Below are 21,284 nucleotides of genomic sequence, written 5' to 3'. Positions count from 1 at the left end.
GTCACGGGGTGCCGACCACCGTCCTCCGCCGCCGCCCCGACTGGGCAGGCCGCAACTACTCGCTGCTGACCGCCGCCGCCGTGGTGACCAACCTGGGCAGCCACGGCGCGCTGATCGCCGCCGCGTTCGCCGTGCTGGGTGCCGGCGGCGACGGCGGCGACGTCGGTCTGGTGGCCGCCGCCCGCACCCTGCCGCTGGTGCTGTTCCTGCTGATCGGCGGTGCCGTCGCGGACCGGCTGCCGAGGCACCGGGTGATGGTCGCGGCCAACGCCCTGAACTGTGTCTCGCAGGCCGCGTTCGCAGCGCTGGTGCTGGCGGGCGAGCCGCGGCTGTGGCAGATGATGCTGCTCAGCGCCCTCGGCGGTACGGGACAGGCGTTCTTCAACCCGGCCGCCGAGGGCATGCTGCTGTCGTCGGTGCGGGGCGAGCAGGCCGGCCGGGCGTTCGCGGTGTTCCGGATGGCGATGCACGGGGCGACCCTCGGCGGTGCCGCGCTCGGCGGGGCCATGGTGGCCGCGATCGGGCCCGGCTGGGTGCTGGCGGCGGACGCGGTGGCGTTCGCGTGCGCGGCGGCGCTGCGGGCGTTCCTCGATGTGAGGCACATACCGCCGCGCGCGCCGGGCGGTGGCATGCTCGCCGATCTCAAGGAGGGCTGGCGGGAGTTCATCGGCCGGCCCTGGCTGTGGGGCATCGTCGTCCAGTTCTCGGTCGCCAACGCGGTCGTCGGCGCGGCCGACGCGGTCTACGGGCCGCTGGTCGCCCGGGACCACTTGGGCGGCGCCGCGCCCTGGGGTGTGGCGCTGGCCTTCTTCGGCGGGGGCACGGTGGTGGGCGCGCTGCTGATGACGCGCTGGCAGCCGCGCCGTCTGCTGTTCACCGGCACGCTGTGCGTGTTCCCACTGGCGCTGCCGTCGGCGGCGCTCGCCGTGCCGGCTCCGGTCACCGTGCTGTGCGCGGTGATGTTCGTGACCGGGGTGTCCCTGGAGGTGTTCGGCGTCTCCTGGATGACCGCGTTGCACCAGGAGATACCGGAGGAGAAGCTGTCCCGGGTCTCGGCGTACGACTGGTTCGGCTCGGTCGCGCTGGTGCCGGCGGCGATGGCGCTGGCGGGCCCGGCGGAGACGGCGTTCGGCCGCCCGGAGGCGCTGTGGGGGTGCGCGGTGCTGGTCGTGGTGGTCACCGCGGCGGTCCTGTGCGTGCCGGACGTACGCAATCTGCGGCGTCGTACCCTCCAGATCACCGGCAGGTTCCCGGACCCCGCGTCCGCGGACACGGAACGGCCCGTCGGCTGACTCGGCTTCCCCCCGACGGCCCCCACGACGGCCACCGCGTCAGCCGATGCCGAACGCCCCCTCCGGGGGTTCCGGGGACATCACCGCGTCCTCGTCGCGCACCGGACGTGCCCCGCGGGTGAAGTCCCGCAGCGCCGTGCCGTGTTCGACCCTCGCGGGGAAGGCGTCGGCGGCGGTGGCGCGGGCCAGGGCGGCGATGTCCAACGGCCGGTGGGCGGCGGCCAGCACGGCGTTGCCGAAGCGTCGGCCGCGCAGCACCCCCGGCTCGGCGATGAGCGCCAGCTCCGCGAACCGGGCGCCGAGCGTGGCGAGTTGCGAGCGCAGGAACGCGAAGGGAGCCGCGTCCGCCAGGTTCGCGAGATACACCCCGCCCGGCCGCAGCACACGCGCGGCCTCGTGCGCGTACCCGACGGAGGTCAGGTGCGCCGGGACCCGCGAGCCGCCGAAGACGTCGCAGACCAGGACGTCGGCGCAGGCATCCGGGGCCGCCGCCAGCCAGGCGCGGGCGTCCGCCGCGTGCAGGGTCACGTCGGCTCCGGCGGGGAGGGGCAGATGCTCGGCGACCAGGTCGAGGAGCCCCCGGTCGAACTCCACGACATGCTGCCGGGAACCGGGGCGGGTGGCGGCCAGATAGCGGGGCAGGGTGAGCGCCCCGCCGCCGAGGTGCACGGCGTCCAGAGGGCACCCCGGCTCACCCACGGTGTCGAGGACGTGCCCGAGCCGCCGTGCGTACTCGAACTCCAGATGCGTCGGCTCGTCGAGGTCGACGTAGGACTGCGGTGCCCCGTCGACGGTCAGCAGCCAGGCCCGCTCGCGGTCGACGTCGGGCATCAGCTTCGCGGTGCCGTGGTCGACGGCGCGGGTCACGGGGATCAGCTCACTCACCGCCCCATTGTCCGCCGTCGTCCGGACGTACGGCCGCCCGCCCCCGTGTGCGGGAGCGGGCGGCCGTACGGCGCTCAGCCGACCGTCGTCACCGTGCCGGCGCCGACCGTGCGGCCGCCCTCACGGACGGCGAATCCGAGCCCGGCCTCCAGGGGCACGTCCCGGCCCAGCTCGACGGTCATCGTGACCGTGTCGCCCGGACGCGCCACCGCGGCCTCGCCGAGGTCCACGTCGCCCACGACATCGGCCGTACGGATGTAGAACTGCGGCCGGTACCCCGTCGACACCGGTGTCGTACGTCCGCCCTCGCGGGCCGACAGCACATACACCCGCGCCGTGAAGCGCCGGCTGGGCACCACACTGCCCGGCGCGGCCACCACGTGCCCGCGCCGCACCGCGTCACGCGGCACCCCGCGCAGCAGCAGCGCCACGTTGTCCCCGGCCTGCGCCTCCTCCATGGGCTTGCCGAAGGTCTCCAGACCGGTCACGACGCTCTCCAGCTCGGCGCCGAGCACCTGTACCCGGTCGCCCACGCGTACGGTGCCGCGCTCGACGGCGCCGGTGACGACGGTGCCCCGGCCGGTGATGGTGAGCACGTTCTCCACCGGCAGCAGGAACGGCGCGTCGACATACCGCTCGGGCATGGGCACATAGGTGTCCACCGCGTCGAGCAGCGCGTCGATCGACGCCGTCCAGCGCGGGTCACCCTCCAGTGCCTTCAGCCCGGAGACCCGTACGACGGGCGCGGAGTCGCCGCCGTAGCCGTGCGCGGAGAGCAGGTCGCGGACCTCCAGCTCGACCAGGTCGGTGAGCTCCTCGTCGCCCGCGTCGGCCTTGTTGATCGCCACGACGATGTGGTCGACGCCCACCTGGCGGGCGAGCAGCACGTGTTCGGCGGTCTGCGGCATGATCCCGTCGAGCGCGGAGACGACGAGGATCGCCCCGTCGAGCTGCGCCGCGCCGGTGACCATGTTCTTGACGTAGTCGGCGTGGCCGGGCATGTCGACGTGCGCGTAGTGCCGGGTGTCGGTCTCGTACTCGACGTGCGCGATGTTGATGGTGATGCCGCGCGCGGCCTCCTCCGGCGCCCGGTCGATGCGGTCGAACGGGACGAAACTGCCGGAGCCGCGCTCGGCGAGGACCTTGGTGATGGCGGCCGTCAGGGTGGTCTTGCCGTGGTCGACATGGCCCATCGTGCCGATGTTCAGATGCGGTTTGGTGCGGACGTACGCCGTCTTGGACATGGCGGTACCTCGAAGTCTCGATGGTGACGCGTGAAGCCCCGGGCGCGAACGGATCGGCGCGCGGCCGGGACGGGGACCCCGGGAACCTGGCCGACCCTCCCCCTGGGGGGTCCGCCGGTCGATCCGGGGAGGGTCAGCTTCGGGCGCCGTCGACGGCGGTGGGGAAAGCGGGGACGGCAGCCTTCGGGGCATCCGCGACCGCGGATGCTGCGAGGTGGAAGGCGTACCGGAACATGTCGTCGATACTTGCCGACAACCCGCCCCGCGTCGAATGGTTTTCCGCGCCGCTACGCGCCGATGTTCTTCAGCGCCTCCCGCACCGACAGCGGCGCGAACCGTCCCTGCTCACGCGCCAGGAAGGACCGTACGGCGTCGGGGTCGGTCTTGGCGTACTCGCGCAGACACCAGCCGATGGCCTTGCGGATGAAGAAGTCCGGGTGGCCGGACTGGCGCAGGCAGTGGTCGAAGAGCCGTGCGGTGTCGGTGTGTTCCCGGTAGCGCAACTGGTGGAGGAGAGCGGTGCGGGCGAGCCACATGTCGTCGTCGCCGATCCACTCGTCCATGTCGGCGGCCAGTCCCCGGTCGGCACCGACCAGCGCCCCGACGACATGGGCGGCGAGCAGGTCGACGGTGTCCCACCAGGGGACCGTGGTGACGAGGTGCCGGGCGACGGGCAGGAAGCCGGAGGAGCAGTGCCGTACATGACGGCGCAGATAGTCCACGGCGAAGTACTGGTACTCGCGCTCGGGCAGCTCCCAGCAGCGCAGGGCGACGGCCGCGCAGTCGGCCTCGCCGGGGCGGGGCAGTCCGGCCAGGACGGTGCGGGACAGGGCGCGGCGGGCCGGGGTGGTCATGCCCAGGAAGGGGGCGACGTCCTTCATGTACGCCCGCTGGGCCACGGCCCGCTCCGGGTCGCCGGCGGGCCCGTAGGCGGCGGTGAGCCGTTCCAGCACCGTGTCGGCGAGCGGACTGTCCGGCACGGAGGGTGCCCCGGCTCCTGTGACGCGCATGAGACGAAGACTACGGCGATCACACATATTCGTCGGTTAGTGTCACCGAATGCTCGATGCCACCACCCGCTCTGGGGGCACCGCCACGGCCTCTCCCCGGGCCACCGCCGCGGAACTCACCGCGCCGCTCCCGCCGGCTCCGGCCACGGGATTCGCCGCCCGCTGCGCCAGACTCCTGCTGTCCCCCTGGTCACGGCTGTCCCTGCTGGTCCTGCTGCTCCTCACCGCCGCGTCGCTGATGCTCGCGTTCGAGCCGCAGCGGCTGCTCACCGACGGCTGGCCGGCTCAGCTGGGCGGGGCGGCGGCGGTCGTGGCCTACGCGGTGGCCTACGGGGTGTGCACGGTGGCGTTCGTACCGCGCCCGCTGCTGAACCTGGCCGCGGGGGCGCTGTTCGGCTCGCAGCTCGGCCTGGGCGCGGCGCTCGGCGGTACGGTCCTCGGTGCCGGGCTGGCCTTCTGTCTGGGGCGTGCGCTCGGTCAGGAGGCGCTGCGTCCGCTGCTGCGCGGGCGCTGGCTCAAGGCGGCGGACGACCAGCTGAGCCGGCACGGCTTCCGCTCGATGCTGGCGGCCCGGCTGTTCCCGGGCATCCCGTTCGCCGCCTCCAACTACTGCGCCGCCGTCTCCCGTATGCGGCTGCTGCCGTTCCTGCTGGCGACGGCCCTCGGGTCGGTCCCGAACACCGCCGCCTACGTCGTGGCCGGCGCCCGTGCCTCGACGCCGACGTCCCCGGCCTTCCTGATCGCGCTGGCCTGCATCGCCGTACCGGGTCTGGTGGGTGCGGTGGTGGCGTGGCGCAAGCGGCACCAGCTGCGCGGGCGGTGAGACCGTGTGCGTTCCGGTGAGCAGGGAATCCGGACTTGCCCCGGCGACGTAGGTTGGAAAAACCAACCCTCCCCTAGACTCGGCCGTATGGCCGCCTCCAAAGACCCGCGCCCCTGCTCGATCGCCGACACGCTCGCGCTGGTCGGCGAGAAGTACTCCCTGCTCGTCCTGCGCGAGGTCTGCCTCGGCAACGGCCGCTTCGACCAGCTGGTGCGCAACATCGGCGCTCCGCGCGACATCCTGGCCACCCGGCTGCGGCGGCTGGTCGACGCCGGGATCCTGGCCAAGCACCCGTACAGCGAGCGCCCGCGGCGTTTCGAGTACCGGCCCACGCGGGCGGGTCTCGAGCTGGAGCCCGTCCTGCTGACCCTCAAGGAGTGGGGCGACCGCCATCTGCACCGGGACGGCGACCTGCCGATGGTGCTCGAGCACGTCTGCGGCAACGAGTTCGTGCCGGTCGTGACCTGCCGGGCATGCGGCGACGAGGTGCGGCACGAGCACCTGGCCGCGCATCCGCAGGCTCCCGGGTGGACGGTGGGCGGTCCCACGGCGGCCTGATACGCCCCTTTCGCCGCCGGGGCGGGGCGTGAAGCCCCTGTGTGGGTCCCGTCATCTTGGGGCGCTACGCTTCCCCCCGCGGCGCACCCGATCATCGATCACCGCACACGGCGGTGTGGTGTGCCCGTCCTCCGTTCCACGATCGGCACTTGGACTCCGCTACCTCATGTCTTGGTTCGAATCACTCATCCTCGGACTCGTCCAGGGGCTGACCGAGTTCCTGCCCGTCTCCTCCAGCGCGCATCTGCGGCTGACGGCGGCCTTCTCCGGCTGGGAGGACCCGGGCGCGGCCTTCACCGCGATCACCCAGATCGGCACGGAGACCGCGGTCCTGATCTACTTCCGCAAGGACATCGGGCGCATCCTGGCCGCCTGGACCCGTTCCCTGACGAACAAGGAGATGCGCCGCGACCACGACGCGCGCATGGGCTGGCTCGTCATCGTCGGCTCGATTCCGATCGGCGTGCTCGGTGTGACGCTGAAGGACCAGATCGAGGGGCCCTTCCGCGATCTGCGGCTCACCGCGGCGATGCTGATCGGCATGGGCATCGTGCTCGGCGTCGCCGACCGGCTCGCGGCGCGGGACGAGGCCGGCGGCCGGCACCGCGTGGCCAAGCAGCGCAAGGAGCTCAAGGACCTGAGCGTCCGGGACGGTCTCATCTACGGCATCTGCCAGGCCATGGCCCTCATCCCGGGCGTCTCCCGCTCCGGCGCCACCATCAGCGGCGGTCTGTTCATGGGCTACCGGCGCGAGGCCGCGGCCCGCTACTCCTTCCTGCTCGCCGTCCCCGCGGTGCTCGCCTCCGGGGCGTTCGAACTGAAGGACGCCGCGGAAGGCGGGCACGTCTCCTGGGGCCCGACGCTCTTCGCGACGGTGATCGCCTTCGCCGTCGGATACGCGGTGATCGCCTGGTTCATGAAGTTCATCTCCACCAAGAGCTTCATGCCGTTCGTCTGGTACCGCATCGCGCTCGGCATCGTCATCATCGTGCTGGTCGCCATGGGCACCCTCAGCCCGCACGCGGCGGAGTCGGCGGGTTAGGGCCCGCGTGGCATGTGCCCGGGAACGTGTCCCGGGCACGTGACCGAGGACATACGGTGCGGGTAGCCGTCCGGTAGCGCACTGTCAGTCCTTGGCCCTAGGCTTGTCCGCATGTCCCCCGATTTAGTGACCCCTGGTTCCGCGCGGTCCGCCGCCGAGGTCAATGAACAGATCCGCGCGCTGTGGCTGCGCGCGGGCGGTTCCCTGTCCGCCCAGGAGCGCGAGCAGTACGAACTGCTGGTGGTCGAGTGGGCCGCGGCGATACGGGGCGGGGTCGTCGCGGCGGCCTGACGCTCGCGGGGCTCAGCGCCCGCCCGCCACTCTCAGCACCGCCCCCGTGGTGTACGAGGCCTCCGGCGACATCAGCCACGCCACGGCCGCCGCGATCTCCTCGGCCTGTCCCGCCCGTCGCAGCGGGATGTTTCCCGCCATCTCCCGGGCCCGGTCCGGGGCTCCCATCGCGGCGTGCATCTCCGTGTCGATCAGGCCCGGGGCGACCGCGTTGACGCGGATGCCGTCCGGGCCCAGTTCCTTGGCCAGCCCGAGGGTGAAGGCGTCCACGGCGGCCTTGGTCGCCGCGTAGTGGACGTACTCACCGGGGCTGCCCAGCGTGGCGGCCCCCGAGGAGATGTTCACGATCGCGCCCTCGCCCCGGGGCGTCATGAGCCGCACGGCGCGGCGCGAGCACAGCAGCGTCCCCATGAGGTTGACGTCGACGACCCGCCGCAGGACGTCCGTCCCGGTGTCGGCGAACCGGCCCAGCGGCCCCGTCACCGCCGCGTTGTTCACCAGCCCCGTCAGCGGCCCGAGCTCGCGCTCGGCCACGTCGAAGAGGCGGTCGGCATCGGCCTCGACGGACGTGTCCGCGCGTACGCTCATGGCCCGCGCCCCGGCCGCCCGCACTCTTTCCGCCACTTCCTCGGCGGCCGCGGCGTCACGGACGTAGTTCACGACCACGTCGTGCCCCTCCGCGGCGAGCCGCAGACAGGTCGCGGCGCCGATCCCCCGGCTGCCCCCGGTGACCACCGTGACGAGACGCTTCACTGAGTACCTCCTGGCGACGAACGCGTGACGAAGATCCTCAGGCTCGCAGATGCCCGAGCACGTCGTCGTTCAGGGGGTACACCCGCTCCTCGGGCAACAGCGCCGCCGCCCGCCCGAGTTCCCCCTCCCGCACCAGGGCGTGCACCTCCGTGGCGAGCGGCGTCACGTCCTCGATCCCCACGATCCACTCGTCCGCGTACCGTTCCGCCGCCTCCCCCGCGAGCCCCAGCTGCAGCGAGCGGTAGGGCAGCGGATTCAGCCGGAGATCCCGCTCCGGATCCCACTGCACCCGCGCCGGCGCCCGGCGCAACGCGCTCCGCCACGTCTCCGCGTCCCCGTGCAGCACCGGCACATGGTGCGACAGACAGGAGTTCCGCAGCGCCCACACGAACCCCTCCCGGCTGATCTCCACGGCCAGCACGGTCTCCTGATCCCTCTTGGTCCCCCACCCGCAGCGGTACATCATCCACAGGAACGAGGGCTTGATCCATGTCATACGGGTCCGGCTCCACGAGGACGTGAAGCGGCCGTGTCGCGCCGCCGCGCGGCCGATCTTCGGGCCGTAGGCCTGGTAGACGGTGATGGTGGAGTCGGTGTGGCGGGCGCGTATCCCGAACCTCGGATGCTCTTCGTTCACGGCGTACAGCTTCGGCCGGACGGCGGGGCGAAGGCCACCGAATATCCTCGCCCGGCCTCTTGGCTGCGCACGCCCCATGGCCAACACTGAGCCGATGACGCAGCGTGTGGAGCTCGCGACCGTGAGGGACCGACTGGCCGTGGACGGGCTCGTCACCGAGTACGCGGTGGCCGTGGACGACGGTGACTGGGAGGCGTACCGGGGGCTGTTCACGCCGGGCGGGCGGGCGGACTACCGCTCGGCGGGCGGCATCGAGGGCAGCGCCGGGGCGGTGGCCGGCTGGCTGGCGGAGAGCCTCGGGCGCTTCCCCGTACGGCAGCATCTGATCGTCAACCGGCGGGTGCGGTTCGGGATCTGGGAGCAGGACACCGGCGACACGGCCCGGGTGCAGGCGGACTACGTGAATCCGCTGGGCCGGGACGGACAGGACGGGGTGTCCCCCGCACCGGACCTCGTGTGCGGCGGCCGGTGCGTGTTCGCGATGCTGCGCACGGACGACGGCTGGCGGCTGAGCGAGGTGGTCGTACGGGAGAAGTGGCGGTGCCCACCCGACGCGCGGGCGGCTCCTGTGATCGACTGACCGGGACCGCACTGTCCCGGATCACTCCGGGGACGCACACTGGAGGCACCACGGGGTAGGGAGCCGCCTATGAAGACGCTCGGCCACTGGCTCGCCTCCCCCTGGCACCGCTCGACCGTCGCCGCGGTCGTGGGCGCCCTGCCCGTCCTGGCCTTTCCGGCCCCGTCCCTGTGGTGGTTCGCCTACGTCGCCCTGGTGCCGTGGATGCTGCTGCTCCGTACCGCTCCGACGGGGCGACGGGCCGCCTTCGACGGCTGGTGGGGCGGGTTCGGCTTCATGCTGGCCATGCACCACTGGCTGCTGCCGAGTCTGCACGTGTTCACGTTCGTCATCGCCGCCCTGCTGGGCGCCCTGTGGGCGCCGTGGGGGTGGCTGGTGCGGCGGATGCTGGGCGGGGCGCCGTCGCACGGGCGGGTCGCGGCCGGGCTCGTCGTGGTGCCGTCGGGCTGGCTGGCGATCGAGCTGGTCCGCTCCTGGCAGGGGCTCGGCGGCCCCTGGGGCGTGCTCGGTGCGAGCCAGTGGCAGGTGGGGGCCGGGCTGCGGCTGGCATCGGTGGGCGGCGTATGGCTGCTCAGTTTCCTGGTGGTGGCGCTGAACGTCTGCGTGGCCGTGCTGGTCGCGGTCCGGCGGGCCCGGGTGCCCGCCGTGGCAGGGCTCGTAGCCACGGCGGCCGTGACCTCCGCGGCCTGGGTGTACGCGCCCCGGCCCGCCACCGACGACCGGGTCCGGATCGCGCTCGTGCAGCCGGGTGTCGTCACCGGAGCCGACAGCCCGCAGCGGCGCTTCGACCGCGAGGAGCAGCTCACGCGCGAGCTCGCCGGGCAGGACGCCGGCCTGATCGTCTGGGGCGAGAGCAGCGTCGGTTTCGACCTCGGGGACCGCCCCGACCTCGCACGGCGGCTGACCGCGCTGTCCCGCGAGACGGGCGCGCCGATCCTGGTCAACGTGGACGCCCGGCGCTCCGACCAGCCCGGCATCTACAAGAGTTCGGTGCTGATCGGCCCGGACGGCCCGACCGGCGACCGGTACGACAAGATGCGGCTGGTCCCCTTCGGTGAGTACATCCCGGCCCGCTCCCTGCTGGGCTGGGCGACCTCCGTCGGCAAGGCGGCCGGGGAGGACCGCCGGCAGGGCACGGAGCAGGTGGTGATGGACGCGGGGAACGGGCTGCGGATCGGCCCGTTGGTGTGCTTCGAGTCCGCGTTCCCCGACATGAGCCGGCATCTCGCCGAGGACGGCGCGGACGTCCTGCTCGCCCAGTCCTCCACGTCGACGTTCCAGCGGAGCTGGGCCCCCGGGCAGCACGCCTCGCTCGCCGCGCTGCGCGCCGCCGAGACCGGCCGTCCGATGGTGCACGCCACCCTGACGGGCGTCTCCGCCGTGTACGGCCCCGACGGGGAGCGGGCCGGCCCGCGGCTCGGCACGGACAGCGCCGCCGCGCAGGTGTACGAGATCCCGCTGGCGCACGGGACCACGCCCTACGTCCGCTTCGGCGACTGGACGCTGTACGCGGCGCTGCTGGTCCTCGTGGTCTGGGGCGTCACCGAGGTGGCGCGCCTCAGGCGGGGCGCTCGTGGATCGCTCGTACCACCCGTTCGCACAGTTCATGAGTGGCCAGCGCGTCCCGGGCGCTGAGCACCCGCCCGGCCCGGACCGCGTCCAGGAAGGCGAGCACCGCCTGCTCGATGCCGCGCTGCCGTGACACGGGGACCCAGTCGCCGCGCCGCCGCAGCGTCGGCTGGCCCTTGTGGTCGATCACCTCGGCGAGGTTGACCACCTGACGCTTGCTGTCCTGCCCGGACACCTCGAGGATCTCCTCGGCCGACCCGCTGAGCCTGTTCATCACACCGAGCGCGGTGAAGCCTTCCCCGGCGAGCTGGAGCACCACGTGGTGCAGCAGTCCGCCCTCGGTGCGGGCGCGCACGGTCACGTCGTCGACCTGTCCGGGCACCAGGAAGCGCAGGGTGTCGACGACGTGGATGAAGTCGTCGAGGATCATCGTGCGGGGTTCCTCGGGCAGTCCGACGCGGTTCTTCTGCATCAGGATCAGCTCGCGCGGGTGGTCGGCGCACTGGGCGTAGCCGGGCGCGAAGCGCCGGTTGAAGCCGACGGCGAGGCTCGTGCCCCGTTCCTCCGCGAGCGTCACCAGCCGCTCGGAGTCGGCGATCTCGTAGGCGAGCGGCTTGTCGACGTACGTCGGCACGCCCGCCTCGAGGAGCCGGGTGACGATCTCCGGGTGGACGTCGGTGGGCGCGTGCACGAAGGCCGCGTCGAGGTCCTGGGCGATCAGGGCGCCGAGGTCCGCGTGGCGCTGTGCGGGCGGGAGGCGGAGGCCGTCGGCGACGCGGTCGAGCGTCGCGGGGGTGCGGGTCTGCAGATGCAGTTCCACCCCGGGCTGGTGGGCGAGCACCGGAAGGTAGGCCTTCTGTGCGATGTCCCCGAGTCCGATGCAGCCGACCTTCACCGTGTGTTCCCCTCCAGCTGTCACCTGCCGTGATCTGCGATCATACGGTCTTCCCGCTCCCGGCCCCTCCGGCGTGCGGCACCGGCGGCCGGCGTCACCCGGGGCGCCCTCGGAGCGTCCGTACGGGGTGGGAGATCACCCGTGCGGGGCATGCTGTGCCTGTCCGGGCTCCGTCGGGCGGCCGCAGCCAGCAGAGTTGACCGGGTGCATCGAACGACGACCACAGCAACGCTTCTGGTGACCGTGGCTGTCTCGGCCCTCTCGGGCTGTATGACGGTCCAGCGCCCCCTCGCCCCCGGACCGGTGGGGGCGCCGTCCCAGGGATCACAGCCACGTCCGGTCGGAGGGAACGAGCCAGAGGTCGTGCAGGCACCGGCGCGCGAGGCCCTGGAGATGGTCGGCCCGTCCCGCCGGCCCTCGAAGAAGCCCGCGTCACCGTCGCGCCGGGCCGCTCCCTCGGGCGCACCGGAGCGGAGCAGTCCGCCCGGTGACGGCAAGGGCCGGGCCGCGGCGAACGGCGGCACCGGGGCGCGGCGACCCGCTCCGGCTCCGCCCGCCCCGGCGGCGACGGTGCGCGGCGAGGCCTCCGCCGGGGCGGATCTGTGCGCGCTGGGCAGGCAGTACGGGGGCTGGCGCCCGGGCAGCCGGGAGGCGACCATCTGCGAGGAGACGTACGGCCGCTGATCGGGCCGGAGCCGCGCGGACGCCGGTGCCGCGCGCACCGGTTCTACGGCCGGTGTCCACCGTCCTCGTCCAGTCGGATCTCCAGGTGCCGGATGGCGTCCCGTACGCCCTCGCCGTAGCGGTCCTCGGCCAGGGTGGCGGCGGCGCCCCGGGCCCGGTGGAGGTGGGTGCGGGCGGCGTCGGGGCGGCCGAGGCGGGCGTAGTCGGCGGCGAGGTTCAGCTGCAGCGACGGGTAAAGGGCACGCGCGGCGAGGGAACCCCCGTCCGCGGCGGCCTCTTCCCCTGCCGTCAGCGCCCGCAGGTCCCAGGCGAGTTCGTCCTCGGGGTCGTCCTGGGTGTCGGCGAGGTAGTGGGCCAGCGTGCAGCGGTGCAGCGGGTCCCCCTGCTCACCGATCTCCGCCCACAGACCGAGGAGACGGTGCCGGGCCTCCTCGCGGTCCCCCGCGTGGTGCAGCATCACGACCTGACCGATCCGTGTCAGTACGGCGTCGGGCGCCGCCTGCTCCTGTCGCTCCGCCACCGCGTCCTCCGCACCGCTCGCCGGCTGTCGCCGTCGACGCTAGCCGCAGAGGACGGCAGATCGGGCGAGCCGCTCCGGGTGCGGAGCCCGTCGTACGGGTCCCGCACCCGGCGGGCGATGTCAGGCCAGGTCGGGGATGGTCCAGTCGATCGCCTGGTGGCCCTGCGCCGCCACCGCCTCGTTGATCTGCGTGAACGGACGGGATCCGAAGAACTTCTTCGCCGACAGCGGCGAGGGGTGCGCGCCCTTGACCACCACGTGCCGGGTCTCGTCGATCAGCGGCAGCTTCTTCTGCGCGTAGTTCCCCCACAGCACGAAGACCGCCGGGTCGGGGCGGTTCGCCACCGCGCGGATCACCGCGTCGGTGAACAGCTCCCAGCCCCGGCCCTTGTGGGAGTTGGCCTCCCCCGCGCGGACCGTGAGCACCGCGTTGAGCAGCAGCACGCCCTGCTCGGCCCACGGCATCAGATAGCCGTTGTCCGGGACGGGCGTGTCCAGCTCCGCGTGCATCTCCTTGTAGATGTTCCGCAGGGACGGGGGGATCTTCACGCCCGGGCGGACGGAGAAGCACAGTCCGTGCCCCTGGCCCTCGCCGTGGTACGGGTCCTGGCCGAGGACCAGGACCTTCACCTTGTCGTACGGCGTGGCGGCCAGCGCCGCGAAGACCTCCTCACGGGGCGGGTAGACCGCTCCGTTCGCCCGCTCCTCCTCGACGAACTCGGTCAGCTCCTTGAAGTAGGGCTGCTGCAGCTCGTCGCCCAGAACCCCGCGCCAGGACTCGGGCAGCATGGCGATGTCGGTCACGTCAATGTCCTTACGTGTGCGGTCGCTTCCAGGCCTCAGAACCTACAGGCGACCACTGACAACCGGCCCGGCGGACGGCCCTGCCCGGCCGCTACCAGCTGGTCTTCCGGGAGAGTTCCCACACCATCATGATCGTCGACGGGTCCAGCGCCCGCTCCGCGCCGGAGATGTCCCGGCTGACCGCCACATACTGCCGGCCCTGCCACAGCGGCAGCAGTCGCGCGTCGTCGACGAGGATCTGCTGGGCCTCCTCGAACTGGCGCACCACGTTCCCCCGGTCGCTCTCCCGGCGGGAGCTGGGCAGCAGCTCGGCCGTGATCTCGTTCGCCTCGTAGGGCGTTCCGAGCGCGTTCTGCTTGCCGACGAACGGGGCGATGAAGTTGTCCGCGTCCGGGAAGTCCGGGAACCAGCCGCGCCCGAACACCGGGTACTCGCCCTTCTGGTAGCCCTCGACGTACGTCTTCCAGGGGCGGCTCTTGAGCGTGATGTCGAACAGCTTCGACGCCTCCAGCTGCCGCTCCAGCTCCTTGAACTCCAGCGCGGTCTCGGAGCCGTAGCGGTCCGTGGTGTACCAGAGGGTCAGCGGCACGCGCTCGGTGATCCCGGCGTCGGTGAGGATGCGCCGGGCCTTGGCGGCGCTGGGCTCGCCGTAGTCGTCGAAGAAGCCGGTGGTGTGTCCGGTCAGCCCCTTGGGAACCATCGAGTACAGCGGGTCGACGGTGTCCCGGTAGACCTTGTGCGCGATCGCCGCGCGGTCGACGACCTGCGCGATGGCCTGGCGCACCTCCTTCCTGCCGGCCCACGGGTCCTTCGGGTTGAACACCAGGTAGTTGATGTCCGTCCCGGTGCCGTCGATCAGCTGGAGCTCCTCCTCCTTGGAGGTCTTGCCCTGCAGGCCGATGATGTCGCCGGCCGCCAGACCGCGGTAGGTCAGGTCGATGCGGTCGTCCCGCAACGCCTTGACCATGGTGCCGGAGTCCTGGAAGTAGCGGATGGTCACCGCGCTGTTCCGGCGTTCGGCGAAGCCCTTGTAGCGGTCGTTGCGGGCGAGTTCGGCCGCGGCGCCCTCCTTGTACGACCGCAGGGTGTACGGCCCCGAGCCGACGATGCCGTCGTCCTCACGCAGTGCGCCGGCCGGATAGGCGTCGGGGTCGACGATGGACATCGCCGGGGTGGCTAGCACGAACGGGAAGGTGGCGTCGGGCTTGTTGAGGTAGAAGACGACCTCGCGCTCGCTGGGCGCCTGCACCCGGTCGAGGCTGCCCAGCAGTCCGGCCGGACCACCGTTGACGTTGATCTTCCGGATCCGGTCGATGGAGTACTTGACGGCACCGGCGTCGAGGGTGCTCCCGTCGGAGAACGTCAGCCCCTCGCGGAGCTCGCAGCGGAACACCTGGTTGGAACTGTCGGAGAACGCACAGCTCTTGGCGGCGTCCGGCTGAGGCGTGGTCGCGCCGATCGGGTAACTCAGCAGGGTCTGGTAGATGTTGCGGAACAGCTCCCACGAACTGTCCCAGGAGGCCGCGGGATCCAGCGTGCTGGGCGAGCTGGTCGTGCCGACGACGATGGGTCCCCCGTCGTCCTGGGAGTCGGACGACAGGACGCCGCATCCGGTCACCAAGGACGATATGGACGCGATGGCCGCCACCCGCCGCAGGCATCGGTTCCGGTTGAACACGCGCACGCTCCTTGCTCTGCCGTCCCAAGAGTCGGCAGACCATACCGCAGTGTTCGCCCCGTTGACCCCTCTCTGTACGCCTCTGGAGATCAACTCTCCGATGACTACGTTGTCACGCACCGTTGCGACCCGAAACGCCGGCACGGGCGCCGTTTTCGTCAACGGACGCCCGTGCCGGATCGTCGAACGGGGCCCCGCGCGGTGCGCGGAGTCGCCCCTCTCACACCATGGTTCAGCCGACTCCCGCGTTCAGGAAGATGCCGCCGTCGACGACGAGGGTCTGGCCGGTGACCCAGTCCGACTGGTCCGAGGTGAGGAAGGCGGCGGCGCCGCCGATGTCGGACGGTACGCCGAGCCGGCCCAGCGGGTAGCCGGCGGCCGCCTCCTCCTCCCGGCCCTCGTACAGCGCCTGCGCGAACCTGGTCTTCACCACGGCCGGCGCGATGGCGTTGACCCGCACCCCGGGCGCGAACTCGTGCGCCAGCTGCTGGGTCAGGTTGATCATCGCTGCCTTGCTGACGCCGTAGGCGGCGATGAACGGCGAGGGCGCGATGCCCGCGACGGAGGCGATGTTGACGATGGCGCCGCCGTTCTCCTTCTGCCAGGCGTGCCAGGTCTTCTGCGCGAAGCCGAGCGCCGAGATCACGTTGGTCTCGAACACCTTGCGCGCCACGTTCAGGTCGAGGTCGGCGATCGGCCCGAAGACCGGGTTCGTTCCGGCGTTGTTGACCAGGTAGTCGATCCGGCCAAAGGCCTCCATGGCGCGCTCCACGGCGACGGCCTGGTGGGCCTCGTCGTGCGCCTTGCCCGCGACGTACACGGCGCGGTCGGCGCCGAGCTTCTCGACGGCCTCCTTGAGGGCGTCCTCACCCCGGCCGGTGATGCAGACCCGGTCGCCGCGCGCGATCAGGGCCTCGGCGACGCCGTAGCCGATGCCGCGGCTGGCCCCGGTGACGAGGGCGACCTTGCCCGAGAGTTCCACTGCAGTCATGTCCTCGGTCTTTCCTAGTCGAGCGGTCCGCCGGCGACGTACAGCACCTGGCCGGAGACGAAGCCGGCGGCCTCGCCGGTGAAGAAGGCGATCGCGTTGGCGATGTCGTCGGGCTCGCCGACGCGGGCGACCGGGATCTGGGTGGCGGCGGCGGCCTTGAAGTCGTCGAAGCCCATGCCGACACGGTCGGCGGTGGCCTTGGTCATCTCCGTGGCGATGAAGCCGGGGGCGACGGCGTTGGCGGTGACGCCGAACTTGCCGAGCTCCTTGGCCAGGGTCTTGGTGAAGCCCTGCAGACCGGCCTTGGCCGCCGAGTAGTTGACCTGGCCCCGGTTGCCGAGGGCGGACGACGAGGACAGGTTGACGATCCGGCCGAAACCGGCGTCCACCATGTGCTTCTGACAGGCCTTGGACATCAGGAAGGCACCGCGCAGATGCACGTTCATGACGGTGTCCCAGTCGGAGACGCTCATCTTGAACAGCAGGTTGTCGCGCAGTACGCCCGCGTTGTTGACGAGGATCACCGGCGCGCCCAGCTCCTCGGCGATCCGCGCGACGGCGGACTCGACCTGCGCCTCGTCGGAGACGTCGCAGCCGACCGCGATCGCCCTGCCGCCGGCGGCGGTGATCTTCTCGACGGTGTCCTTGCAGGCGGCCTCGTCGAGGTCGATCACGGCGACCGCGCGGCCCTCCGCGGCCAGTCGTACGGCGGTGGCGGCGCCGATGCCGCGCGCGGCGCCGGTGACGACCGCGACCCGCTGCTCAGTGGTGGACATTGCTGCTTCTCCTCGCGCTTGGGATGCGGCTCCTGCGGCCGGACCGGACAGATGAGCGACCGCTTAGTACCTTCAGCAGACGTGACGCTAGAAGCACTGGCACGCGGTGTCAACGGCACACCACATGTGTGTGATCCATTCCCCGCGCGAGCGCGGCCCCTCCTCGCGCCACCCGCCCCTCGACGGAACCACCGCCCCGCCCCGGGGCTGCCCGCCGACTCGTCATGCCGATGCCCCCGGTGCCCGGCGGGAACCACGCCGTCCCACCGTGACCCGCCCGCGGGGGGAGCACTCGATCGGCTCAGCGCTGCGCGCCCCGGCGGCGGGTGGCCCCTAGCGTCGAAGCGGGGCCGACCTCGGCCGGAAAGGAGGCGCTCCATGCTCCGTCGCACCGGGGCCATGGGCACGCTGATCGCGCTCGCCGCGATCGTGCCCTTGGCCGACATCGCTCACGCCCAGGATCTGGACTGCGGCGACTTCACCTATCAGGAGGACGCGCAGGCATTCTTCGAGACCGACCGGAGCGATCCGCACCGGCTGGACGAGGATCCGGGCTCGGACGACGGGGTGGCCTGCGAGGCGCTGCCGCGGCGGGGGCTCACGTCGTCGACGTTCCGTCCGGCGCCGGTGTCGTCCGCGCCCGCGCGGTCACCGGTGCCGGTCTCCTCCGCACCCACCCGGCCGCCGTCGCCGCGGCCCACGACCGCTGCGCCGACGACCGGGGCCGCGTCCGCGACTCCCGTCTCCGCCGTGCCGACGCGCGGTGTCGAGGGTGGGCTCGGCGGCTCGTCGGGGTCAGGGCCCAGTGGTTGGGATCTGATGATCGGGGCGACGTTCGTGACCGGTGCGGTCGCCACGGCGGGGTTTGTCGTGCGACGACGGGGTGTGGGCGGCCGCGGGTAGCCGGGGCCGGTCGCGCCCACGCGGCCGAGCCGCGCACGAGGGGCCGCGGGGAACCGCGCGAGCAGCCATGGCCCGCCCGCAGCCGTCAACGCACCAGCAACTCCAGCAGACGTTCCGTCTCCGCTGCCGGGTCGGCCGTGAGGCCCGTATGAACCGGCCCCGGCTGGACGATCGTGGACCGGGGTGCGATCAGCCAGCGGAAGCGCCGCCCCGCGTCGTCCCGCGCGGCCTGCCCCGCCGCGTCCCCGCCCGCGCAGACCTTCTCGACCGCGCGCAGCGCCGCCCGTACGCCGGGCAGGTCCGCCTTCGGATCGAGGGCCAGCAGCCGCGCCTCGTCGAGATGTGTGCGGACCGCGACGTACGACTTGGGGCGGCAGTACACCAGCACCCCCGCGTTGACGCACTCACCGCGTTCGACGCGCGGTACGACCCGCAGCAGCGCGTACTCGAAGACGTGCCGGTCGCTCACTGGTCCCCCTCGAGCCCCTGGATGTGCTGGTGGACGGTGGCCGCGCGGGCCAGCAGGGGCCGGGCATAGGCCGACCGGAGTGCGTCCGGGGTGTCGAAGCCGGGCTCGCCGGCCAGCCAGGCGTCGGGGATCTGCGCGGTGACCTCGGCGAGCAGTTCCCCGGTGACCTGTGGCGCGAGTTCGGCCGCGGCGGACGCGATGTCCGGGGCGCAGGTCTTCAGGGCGTGGTCGAAGGCATCGTAGGGGCGGGCGGCGGAGGCTTCCGCGCGGGGCCAGTTGTGGTGCCAGATCATGGTCGCGCCGTGGTCGATGAGCCACAGTTCGCCGCGCCAGCGGAGCAGGTTGGGGTTGCGCCAGGAGCGGTCGACGTTGTTCACGAGCGCGTCGAACCAGACGATCCGTCCGGCCTCCTCGGGGCTCACCTCGAAGGCGAGGGGGTCGAAGCCGAGGGCGCCGGAGAGGAAGTCCATGCCGAGGTTGGTGCCGCCGCTGGACTTCAGCAGCCGCTGCACCTCCTGCTCCGGCTCACCGAGCCCCAGCACGGGGTCGAGTTCGACGGTGACCAGGCGGGGCACCCTCAGTCCCAGCCTGCGGGCGAGTTCCCCGCAGACGACCTCGGCGACCAGCGTCTTGCGGCCCTGCCCCGCGCCGGTGAACTTCAGCACGTAGGTGCCGAGATCGTCGGCCTCGACCAGTCCCGGCAGCGAGCCGCCCTCGCGCAGCGGCGCGATGAAGCGGGTCGCGATGACTTCCTTGAGCATCGCCCCAGGCTACTGGCGCGTCGCCGCACGTCGGAGGCGACCCGGGCGAAGCGGCCGCGGTCCGACAGCGAAACGACAGTCGTGATTTACGCCCGCCCGACCGTGGACCCGCCAGGCTCGGCAGCGCATGAACGGCGTGGGCCCGCCGACCGTACCTCTCCCCAGATCACGCATCCCGGAAGGAACACGCATGACCAGCGCATCGCTCCACCGCACCTCCGGACCCGCCCGGCGAACCGTCGTGGCGGCGGCCGGGGCGGCGGGCCTCGCCGTCGCGCTGACCGCGTGCGGCGGCTCCGACGACGACGCGTCGAGCTCTTCCGCGGACTCCGGCTCGAAGACCGGCGGTTCGTCCGACGGCGGGGGTTCGGGCGGTGGCGAGAACGCCGGCGCGGGCGCCGCCGCCCTCGCCGCGACCGCCGACATCCCCGAGGGCGGCGGAAAGGTGTTCCCCGACCGTAAGGTGGTCGTCACCCAGCCGGCGGCGGGCGAGTTCAAGGCGTTCTCGGCGACCTGCACCCACCAGGGGTGCGCGGTGAAGAGCGTCGCGGACGGGGTCATCAACTGCCCGTGCCACAACAGCAACTTCTCCATCGCCGACGGAAGTGTGCAGAGCGGCCCGGCGACCAAACCGCTGCCCGCCGTGGAGATCACGGTCAGCGGGGACTCGATCACCCTCGCCTGAACCACCGGTACTCGGTACGACACGAAGGACAGAGGGCCGTATGACCGCCACGCAGCGCCGGGGCCGGAAGATCATGATGACGCCCGGCGAGCTGGACGACTTCCTCACCGTCCAGCGCACCTGCCGGGTCGCCACCGTGTCCGCGGACGGAGCACCGCACGTCAGCACGCTGTGGTTCGTCTGGGACGGGAGCTCGCTGTGGCTGTACTCCGTGGTGCGCAGCAAGCGGTGGGCCGATCTGCGCAGGGACCCGCGGGTGGCGATCGTGGTCGACACCGGCGAGGAGTACGACGAACTGCGCGGCGCGGAGCTGTCCGGGCGGGTGGAGTTCGTGGGCGAGATACCGCGCACGGGGGAACTGCGCGCGGAACTCGACGTTCCGGAGACGCTGTTCGCCCGGAAGAGCTTCGGTCTGGACGAGATGCCGCACGACGGCCGGCACGCCTGGCTGCGGCTGACGCCGGAGAAGATCGTCTCCTGGGACTTCAGGAAGCTGCCCGCACCGTCGTAGAACCCCCGTTCATCGCCGAGACGCGCTCCCCCGCCGTCCGCAACGCCCGCACCGCCGCCCGGATCGACGGGCGGCGGTCGGCGTCCGCGCGCCAGACGACGAAGACGTGCCGCCGTACGCGCTGCCTGAGCGGGACCGTCACCACCCCGTAGGGGAGCGGGTCGCGGCCCAGCAGCGGTGCGATGCAGACGCCGAGCCCCGCCGCGACCAGGCCGAGCTGGGTGTGGGTCTCGGCCGCGCGGTGGGCGACGACCGGCTCGACGCCCTTGGAGCGCAGGGTGAACATCAGCCACTCATGGCAGAACTCACCCTCGCCCCAGGTGACCCACTCGTCCTCGGTGAACTCGGCGAGGTCCACCTCGGCGCGGCCGGCGAGCCGGTGACCGGCGGGGAGCGCCACATCGGCCGGGTCGTCCAGCAGGGGCGCCTTGACCAGACCGTCGGGCAGCGGCATCGGCTTGTTGTACCAGTCGAGCACCACCGAAAGATCGAGATCGCCGCGCACCACTTCCCGGATGCCGTGCTCCGGCTCCTGCTCGCGGGAGCGCACGCGCAGCCCGGGATGCCGTTCGCGCAGATCCGCGAGCGCGACCGGGAACAGCCCCCGCGCGGCGGTCGGGAACGCCGAGATCCTCAGTTCACCGACGACCTGTCCGCGCTGTGCCTCCAGGTCGGACTGGGCCAGCTCGACCTGGGAGAGGATGCGCGCGGCGTGCTCGGCGAGCAGCCGGCCCGCGTCCGTGAGCCGGATCCCGCGCCCGTTCTTGGCCAGCAGCTGCTGGCCGACCTCGCGCTCCAGCTTGGACATCTGCTGGGAGACGGCGGAGGTGGTGATGTGCAGCCCCTCGGCCGCGCCACTGACCGAGCCGTGCCGGGCGAGGGCGTCGAGGGTGCGCAGGCGCTCCAGGTTCAACATGTAAGCG

25 protein-coding genes are annotated in these 21,284 nt (G+C 72.3%); 11 read left to right on the top strand and 14 right to left on the bottom strand.

The genetic code is table 11. From position 1 onward, the window contains the following. The first annotated feature begins 8 nt into the window (after nucleotides 1-8). Nucleotides 9-1,292 carry an MFS transporter gene (locus tag ACGFR9_RS23815; protein WP_393211922.1) on the top strand — a complete coding sequence of 428 codons (1,284 nt, stop codon included), beginning with the start codon at nucleotides 9-11 and terminating at the stop codon, nucleotides 1,290-1,292. Nucleotides 1,293-1,331: 39 nt separating this feature from the next. On the opposite strand, the gene ACGFR9_RS23810 is transcribed toward ACGFR9_RS23815, so the two are convergent. The 3 genes from ACGFR9_RS23810 to ACGFR9_RS23800 all read right to left on the bottom strand — a co-directional run bounded on the left by ACGFR9_RS23810 (nucleotide 1,332) and on the right by ACGFR9_RS23800 (nucleotide 4,431). Then, a complete protein-coding gene (locus tag ACGFR9_RS23810) occupies nucleotides 1,332-2,177 on the bottom strand; it encodes a spermidine synthase (RefSeq protein ID WP_393211920.1) in 846 nt (281 codons plus the stop codon). Nucleotides 2,178-2,251: 74 nt separating this feature from the next. Further along, nucleotides 2,252-3,421: an elongation factor Tu gene (tuf, locus tag ACGFR9_RS23805; RefSeq protein WP_393211918.1), complete on the bottom strand. Its 1,170-nt coding sequence runs from the start codon at nucleotides 3,419-3,421 to the stop codon at nucleotides 2,252-2,254. 287 nt (nucleotides 3,422-3,708) lie between these two features. After that, the gene (locus ACGFR9_RS23800; RefSeq protein WP_030214184.1) at nucleotides 3,709-4,431 is read right to left on the bottom strand and encodes a DNA alkylation repair protein; all 723 of its coding nucleotides are present in this window, start codon (nucleotides 4,429-4,431) and stop codon (nucleotides 3,709-3,711) included. 49 nt (nucleotides 4,432-4,480) lie between these two features. Here ACGFR9_RS23800 and ACGFR9_RS23795 point away from each other — a divergent pair, with 49 nt between their 5' ends. The 4 genes from ACGFR9_RS23795 (at nucleotide 4,481) to ACGFR9_RS23780 (ending at nucleotide 7,145) form a co-directional block, all read left to right on the top strand. After that, a complete protein-coding gene (locus tag ACGFR9_RS23795; protein ID WP_030214181.1) occupies nucleotides 4,481-5,254 on the top strand; it encodes a TVP38/TMEM64 family protein in 774 nt (257 codons plus the stop codon). Nucleotides 5,255-5,341: 87 nt separating this feature from the next. Then, nucleotides 5,342-5,812 carry a helix-turn-helix domain-containing protein gene (locus tag ACGFR9_RS23790; RefSeq protein ID WP_030214177.1) on the top strand — a complete coding sequence of 157 codons (471 nt, stop codon included), beginning with the start codon at nucleotides 5,342-5,344 and terminating at the stop codon, nucleotides 5,810-5,812. 166 nt (nucleotides 5,813-5,978) lie between these two features. Beyond that, the gene (locus tag ACGFR9_RS23785; protein WP_311709192.1) at nucleotides 5,979-6,854 is read left to right on the top strand and encodes an undecaprenyl-diphosphate phosphatase; all 876 of its coding nucleotides are present in this window, start codon (nucleotides 5,979-5,981) and stop codon (nucleotides 6,852-6,854) included. Nucleotides 6,855-6,965: 111 nt separating this feature from the next. After that, nucleotides 6,966-7,145: a hypothetical protein gene (locus ACGFR9_RS23780; protein WP_030213335.1), complete on the top strand. Its 180-nt coding sequence runs from the start codon at nucleotides 6,966-6,968 to the stop codon at nucleotides 7,143-7,145. Nucleotides 7,146-7,157: 12 nt separating this feature from the next. On the opposite strand, the gene ACGFR9_RS23775 is transcribed toward ACGFR9_RS23780, so the two are convergent. Both ACGFR9_RS23775 and ACGFR9_RS23770 read right to left on the bottom strand, forming a co-directional pair. After that, nucleotides 7,158-7,898, bottom strand: a complete 741-nt coding sequence (locus tag ACGFR9_RS23775; RefSeq protein ID WP_393211915.1) for an SDR family NAD(P)-dependent oxidoreductase — start codon at nucleotides 7,896-7,898, stop codon at nucleotides 7,158-7,160. 37 nt (nucleotides 7,899-7,935) lie between these two features. Further along, nucleotides 7,936-8,535 carry a DUF4291 domain-containing protein gene (locus ACGFR9_RS23770; RefSeq protein WP_393211913.1) on the bottom strand — a complete coding sequence of 200 codons (600 nt, stop codon included), beginning with the start codon at nucleotides 8,533-8,535 and terminating at the stop codon, nucleotides 7,936-7,938. 94 nt (nucleotides 8,536-8,629) lie between these two features. Here ACGFR9_RS23770 and ACGFR9_RS23765 point away from each other — a divergent pair, with 94 nt between their 5' ends. Both ACGFR9_RS23765 and lnt read left to right on the top strand, forming a co-directional pair. Next, nucleotides 8,630-9,115 carry a nuclear transport factor 2 family protein gene (locus ACGFR9_RS23765; protein ID WP_393211911.1) on the top strand — a complete coding sequence of 162 codons (486 nt, stop codon included), beginning with the start codon at nucleotides 8,630-8,632 and terminating at the stop codon, nucleotides 9,113-9,115. A gap of 69 nt (nucleotides 9,116-9,184) precedes the next feature. Next, complete coding sequence (gene lnt, locus ACGFR9_RS23760) at nucleotides 9,185-10,750, top strand: apolipoprotein N-acyltransferase (protein ID WP_393211909.1); 1,566 nt, start codon at nucleotides 9,185-9,187, stop codon at nucleotides 10,748-10,750. On the opposite strand, the gene ACGFR9_RS23755 is transcribed toward lnt, so the two are convergent. Next, nucleotides 10,674-11,579 (bottom strand): Gfo/Idh/MocA family protein, encoded by a 906-nt coding sequence (locus tag ACGFR9_RS23755; protein ID WP_393212304.1) that lies wholly within the window; start codon nucleotides 11,577-11,579, stop codon nucleotides 10,674-10,676. The genes lnt and ACGFR9_RS23755 overlap by 77 nt on opposite strands. Nucleotides 11,580-11,942: 363 nt before the next feature. On the opposite strand from ACGFR9_RS23755, the gene ACGFR9_RS23750 reads away from it, so the two are divergent. Then, nucleotides 11,943-12,263: a hypothetical protein gene (locus tag ACGFR9_RS23750; RefSeq protein ID WP_393211907.1), complete on the top strand. Its 321-nt coding sequence runs from the start codon at nucleotides 11,943-11,945 to the stop codon at nucleotides 12,261-12,263. Nucleotides 12,264-12,306: 43 nt separating this feature from the next. On the opposite strand, the gene ACGFR9_RS23745 is transcribed toward ACGFR9_RS23750, so the two are convergent. The 5 genes from ACGFR9_RS23745 to fabG form a co-directional block, all read right to left on the bottom strand. Then, the gene (locus ACGFR9_RS23745; RefSeq protein WP_393211905.1) at nucleotides 12,307-12,783 is read right to left on the bottom strand and encodes a hypothetical protein; all 477 of its coding nucleotides are present in this window, start codon (nucleotides 12,781-12,783) and stop codon (nucleotides 12,307-12,309) included. Between the two features lie 120 nt (nucleotides 12,784-12,903). After that, on the bottom strand, nucleotides 12,904-13,587 hold the full coding sequence (ung, locus tag ACGFR9_RS23740) for a uracil-DNA glycosylase (protein ID WP_393211903.1): 684 nt from the start codon (nucleotides 13,585-13,587) through the stop codon (nucleotides 12,904-12,906). A gap of 91 nt (nucleotides 13,588-13,678) precedes the next feature. Continuing rightward, entirely contained in the window at nucleotides 13,679-15,265 is a 1,587-nt protein-coding gene (locus ACGFR9_RS23735; RefSeq protein WP_393211901.1) for an ABC transporter substrate-binding protein, read from the bottom strand. 232 nt (nucleotides 15,266-15,497) lie between these two features. Then, on the bottom strand, nucleotides 15,498-16,256 hold the full coding sequence (locus tag ACGFR9_RS23730) for an SDR family oxidoreductase (RefSeq protein ID WP_393211899.1): 759 nt from the start codon (nucleotides 16,254-16,256) through the stop codon (nucleotides 15,498-15,500). Nucleotides 16,257-16,270: 14 nt separating this feature from the next. Continuing rightward, nucleotides 16,271-17,032, bottom strand: a complete 762-nt coding sequence (fabG, locus tag ACGFR9_RS23725; RefSeq protein WP_393211897.1) for a 3-oxoacyl-ACP reductase FabG — start codon at nucleotides 17,030-17,032, stop codon at nucleotides 16,271-16,273. A 378-nt stretch (nucleotides 17,033-17,410) separates the two neighbouring features. Here fabG and ACGFR9_RS23720 point away from each other — a divergent pair, with 378 nt between their 5' ends. After that, nucleotides 17,411-17,935 carry an excalibur calcium-binding protein gene (locus tag ACGFR9_RS23720; protein ID WP_393211895.1) on the top strand — a complete coding sequence of 175 codons (525 nt, stop codon included), beginning with the start codon at nucleotides 17,411-17,413 and terminating at the stop codon, nucleotides 17,933-17,935. A gap of 85 nt (nucleotides 17,936-18,020) precedes the next feature. Here the strand turns inward: ACGFR9_RS23720 and ACGFR9_RS23715 are convergent, their stop codons facing one another. Then, complete coding sequence (locus ACGFR9_RS23715) at nucleotides 18,021-18,404, bottom strand: DUF3037 domain-containing protein (RefSeq protein ID WP_393211893.1); 384 nt, start codon at nucleotides 18,402-18,404, stop codon at nucleotides 18,021-18,023. Beyond that, the gene (locus ACGFR9_RS23710; RefSeq protein ID WP_393211891.1) at nucleotides 18,401-19,165 is read right to left on the bottom strand and encodes a HipA family kinase; all 765 of its coding nucleotides are present in this window, start codon (nucleotides 19,163-19,165) and stop codon (nucleotides 18,401-18,403) included. Before ACGFR9_RS23710 ends, ACGFR9_RS23715 begins: the two co-directional genes overlap by 4 nt. Before the next feature lie 190 nt (nucleotides 19,166-19,355). Here ACGFR9_RS23710 and ACGFR9_RS23705 point away from each other — a divergent pair, with 190 nt between their 5' ends. Both ACGFR9_RS23705 and ACGFR9_RS23700 read left to right on the top strand, forming a co-directional pair. Then, the gene (locus tag ACGFR9_RS23705) at nucleotides 19,356-19,850 is read left to right on the top strand and encodes a Rieske (2Fe-2S) protein (RefSeq protein ID WP_393211889.1); all 495 of its coding nucleotides are present in this window, start codon (nucleotides 19,356-19,358) and stop codon (nucleotides 19,848-19,850) included. 40 nt (nucleotides 19,851-19,890) lie between these two features. Continuing rightward, complete coding sequence (locus ACGFR9_RS23700; RefSeq protein WP_393211887.1) at nucleotides 19,891-20,361, top strand: pyridoxamine 5'-phosphate oxidase family protein; 471 nt, start codon at nucleotides 19,891-19,893, stop codon at nucleotides 20,359-20,361. On the opposite strand, the gene ACGFR9_RS23695 is transcribed toward ACGFR9_RS23700, so the two are convergent. Beyond that, nucleotides 20,336-21,277, bottom strand: a complete 942-nt coding sequence (locus ACGFR9_RS23695; RefSeq protein WP_393211885.1) for a LysR family transcriptional regulator — start codon at nucleotides 21,275-21,277, stop codon at nucleotides 20,336-20,338. The two genes, ACGFR9_RS23700 and ACGFR9_RS23695, sit on opposite strands and share 26 nt — an antisense overlap. Nucleotides 21,278-21,284: the final 7 nt, after the last annotated feature.

The sequence above is a fragment of the Streptomyces sp. NPDC048584 genome, from assembly GCF_043199595.1.
Taxonomy (GTDB): Bacteria; Actinomycetota; Actinomycetes; order Streptomycetales; family Streptomycetaceae; genus Streptomyces; species Streptomyces edwardsiae.
The sequence above is the reverse complement of the archived record's forward strand: the minus strand, read 5'-3'. Positions and strand labels throughout refer to the sequence as shown.

Excerpts from the sequence above, each read along its gene's own strand:
- ACGFR9_RS23800 (WP_030214184.1), bottom strand. The coding sequence starts at position 4,431 with ATGCGCGTCACAGGAGCCGGGGCACCCTCCGTGCCGGACAGTCCGCTC.
- ACGFR9_RS23730 (WP_393211899.1), bottom strand. The coding sequence starts at position 16,256 with ATGACTGCAGTGGAACTCTCGGGCAAGGTCGCCCTCGTCACCGGGGCC.
- ACGFR9_RS23790 (WP_030214177.1), top strand. The coding sequence starts at position 5,342 with ATGGCCGCCTCCAAAGACCCGCGCCCCTGCTCGATCGCCGACACGCTC.
- tuf (WP_393211918.1), bottom strand. The coding sequence starts at position 3,421 with ATGTCCAAGACGGCGTACGTCCGCACCAAACCGCATCTGAACATCGGC.
- ACGFR9_RS23785 (WP_311709192.1), top strand. The coding sequence starts at position 5,979 with ATGTCTTGGTTCGAATCACTCATCCTCGGACTCGTCCAGGGGCTGACC.
- lnt (WP_393211909.1), top strand. The coding sequence starts at position 9,185 with ATGAAGACGCTCGGCCACTGGCTCGCCTCCCCCTGGCACCGCTCGACC.
- ACGFR9_RS23710 (WP_393211891.1), bottom strand. The coding sequence starts at position 19,165 with ATGCTCAAGGAAGTCATCGCGACCCGCTTCATCGCGCCGCTGCGCGAG.
- ACGFR9_RS23705 (WP_393211889.1), top strand. The coding sequence starts at position 19,356 with ATGACCAGCGCATCGCTCCACCGCACCTCCGGACCCGCCCGGCGAACC.
- ACGFR9_RS23695 (WP_393211885.1), bottom strand. The coding sequence starts at position 21,277 with ATGTTGAACCTGGAGCGCCTGCGCACCCTCGACGCCCTCGCCCGGCAC.
- ACGFR9_RS23720 (WP_393211895.1), top strand. The coding sequence starts at position 17,411 with ATGCTCCGTCGCACCGGGGCCATGGGCACGCTGATCGCGCTCGCCGCG.
- ACGFR9_RS23765 (WP_393211911.1), top strand. The coding sequence starts at position 8,630 with ATGACGCAGCGTGTGGAGCTCGCGACCGTGAGGGACCGACTGGCCGTG.
- ACGFR9_RS23795 (WP_030214181.1), top strand. The coding sequence starts at position 4,481 with ATGCTCGATGCCACCACCCGCTCTGGGGGCACCGCCACGGCCTCTCCC.
- ACGFR9_RS23780 (WP_030213335.1), top strand. The coding sequence starts at position 6,966 with ATGTCCCCCGATTTAGTGACCCCTGGTTCCGCGCGGTCCGCCGCCGAG.
- ACGFR9_RS23700 (WP_393211887.1), top strand. The coding sequence starts at position 19,891 with ATGACCGCCACGCAGCGCCGGGGCCGGAAGATCATGATGACGCCCGGC.
- fabG (WP_393211897.1), bottom strand. The coding sequence starts at position 17,032 with ATGTCCACCACTGAGCAGCGGGTCGCGGTCGTCACCGGCGCCGCGCGC.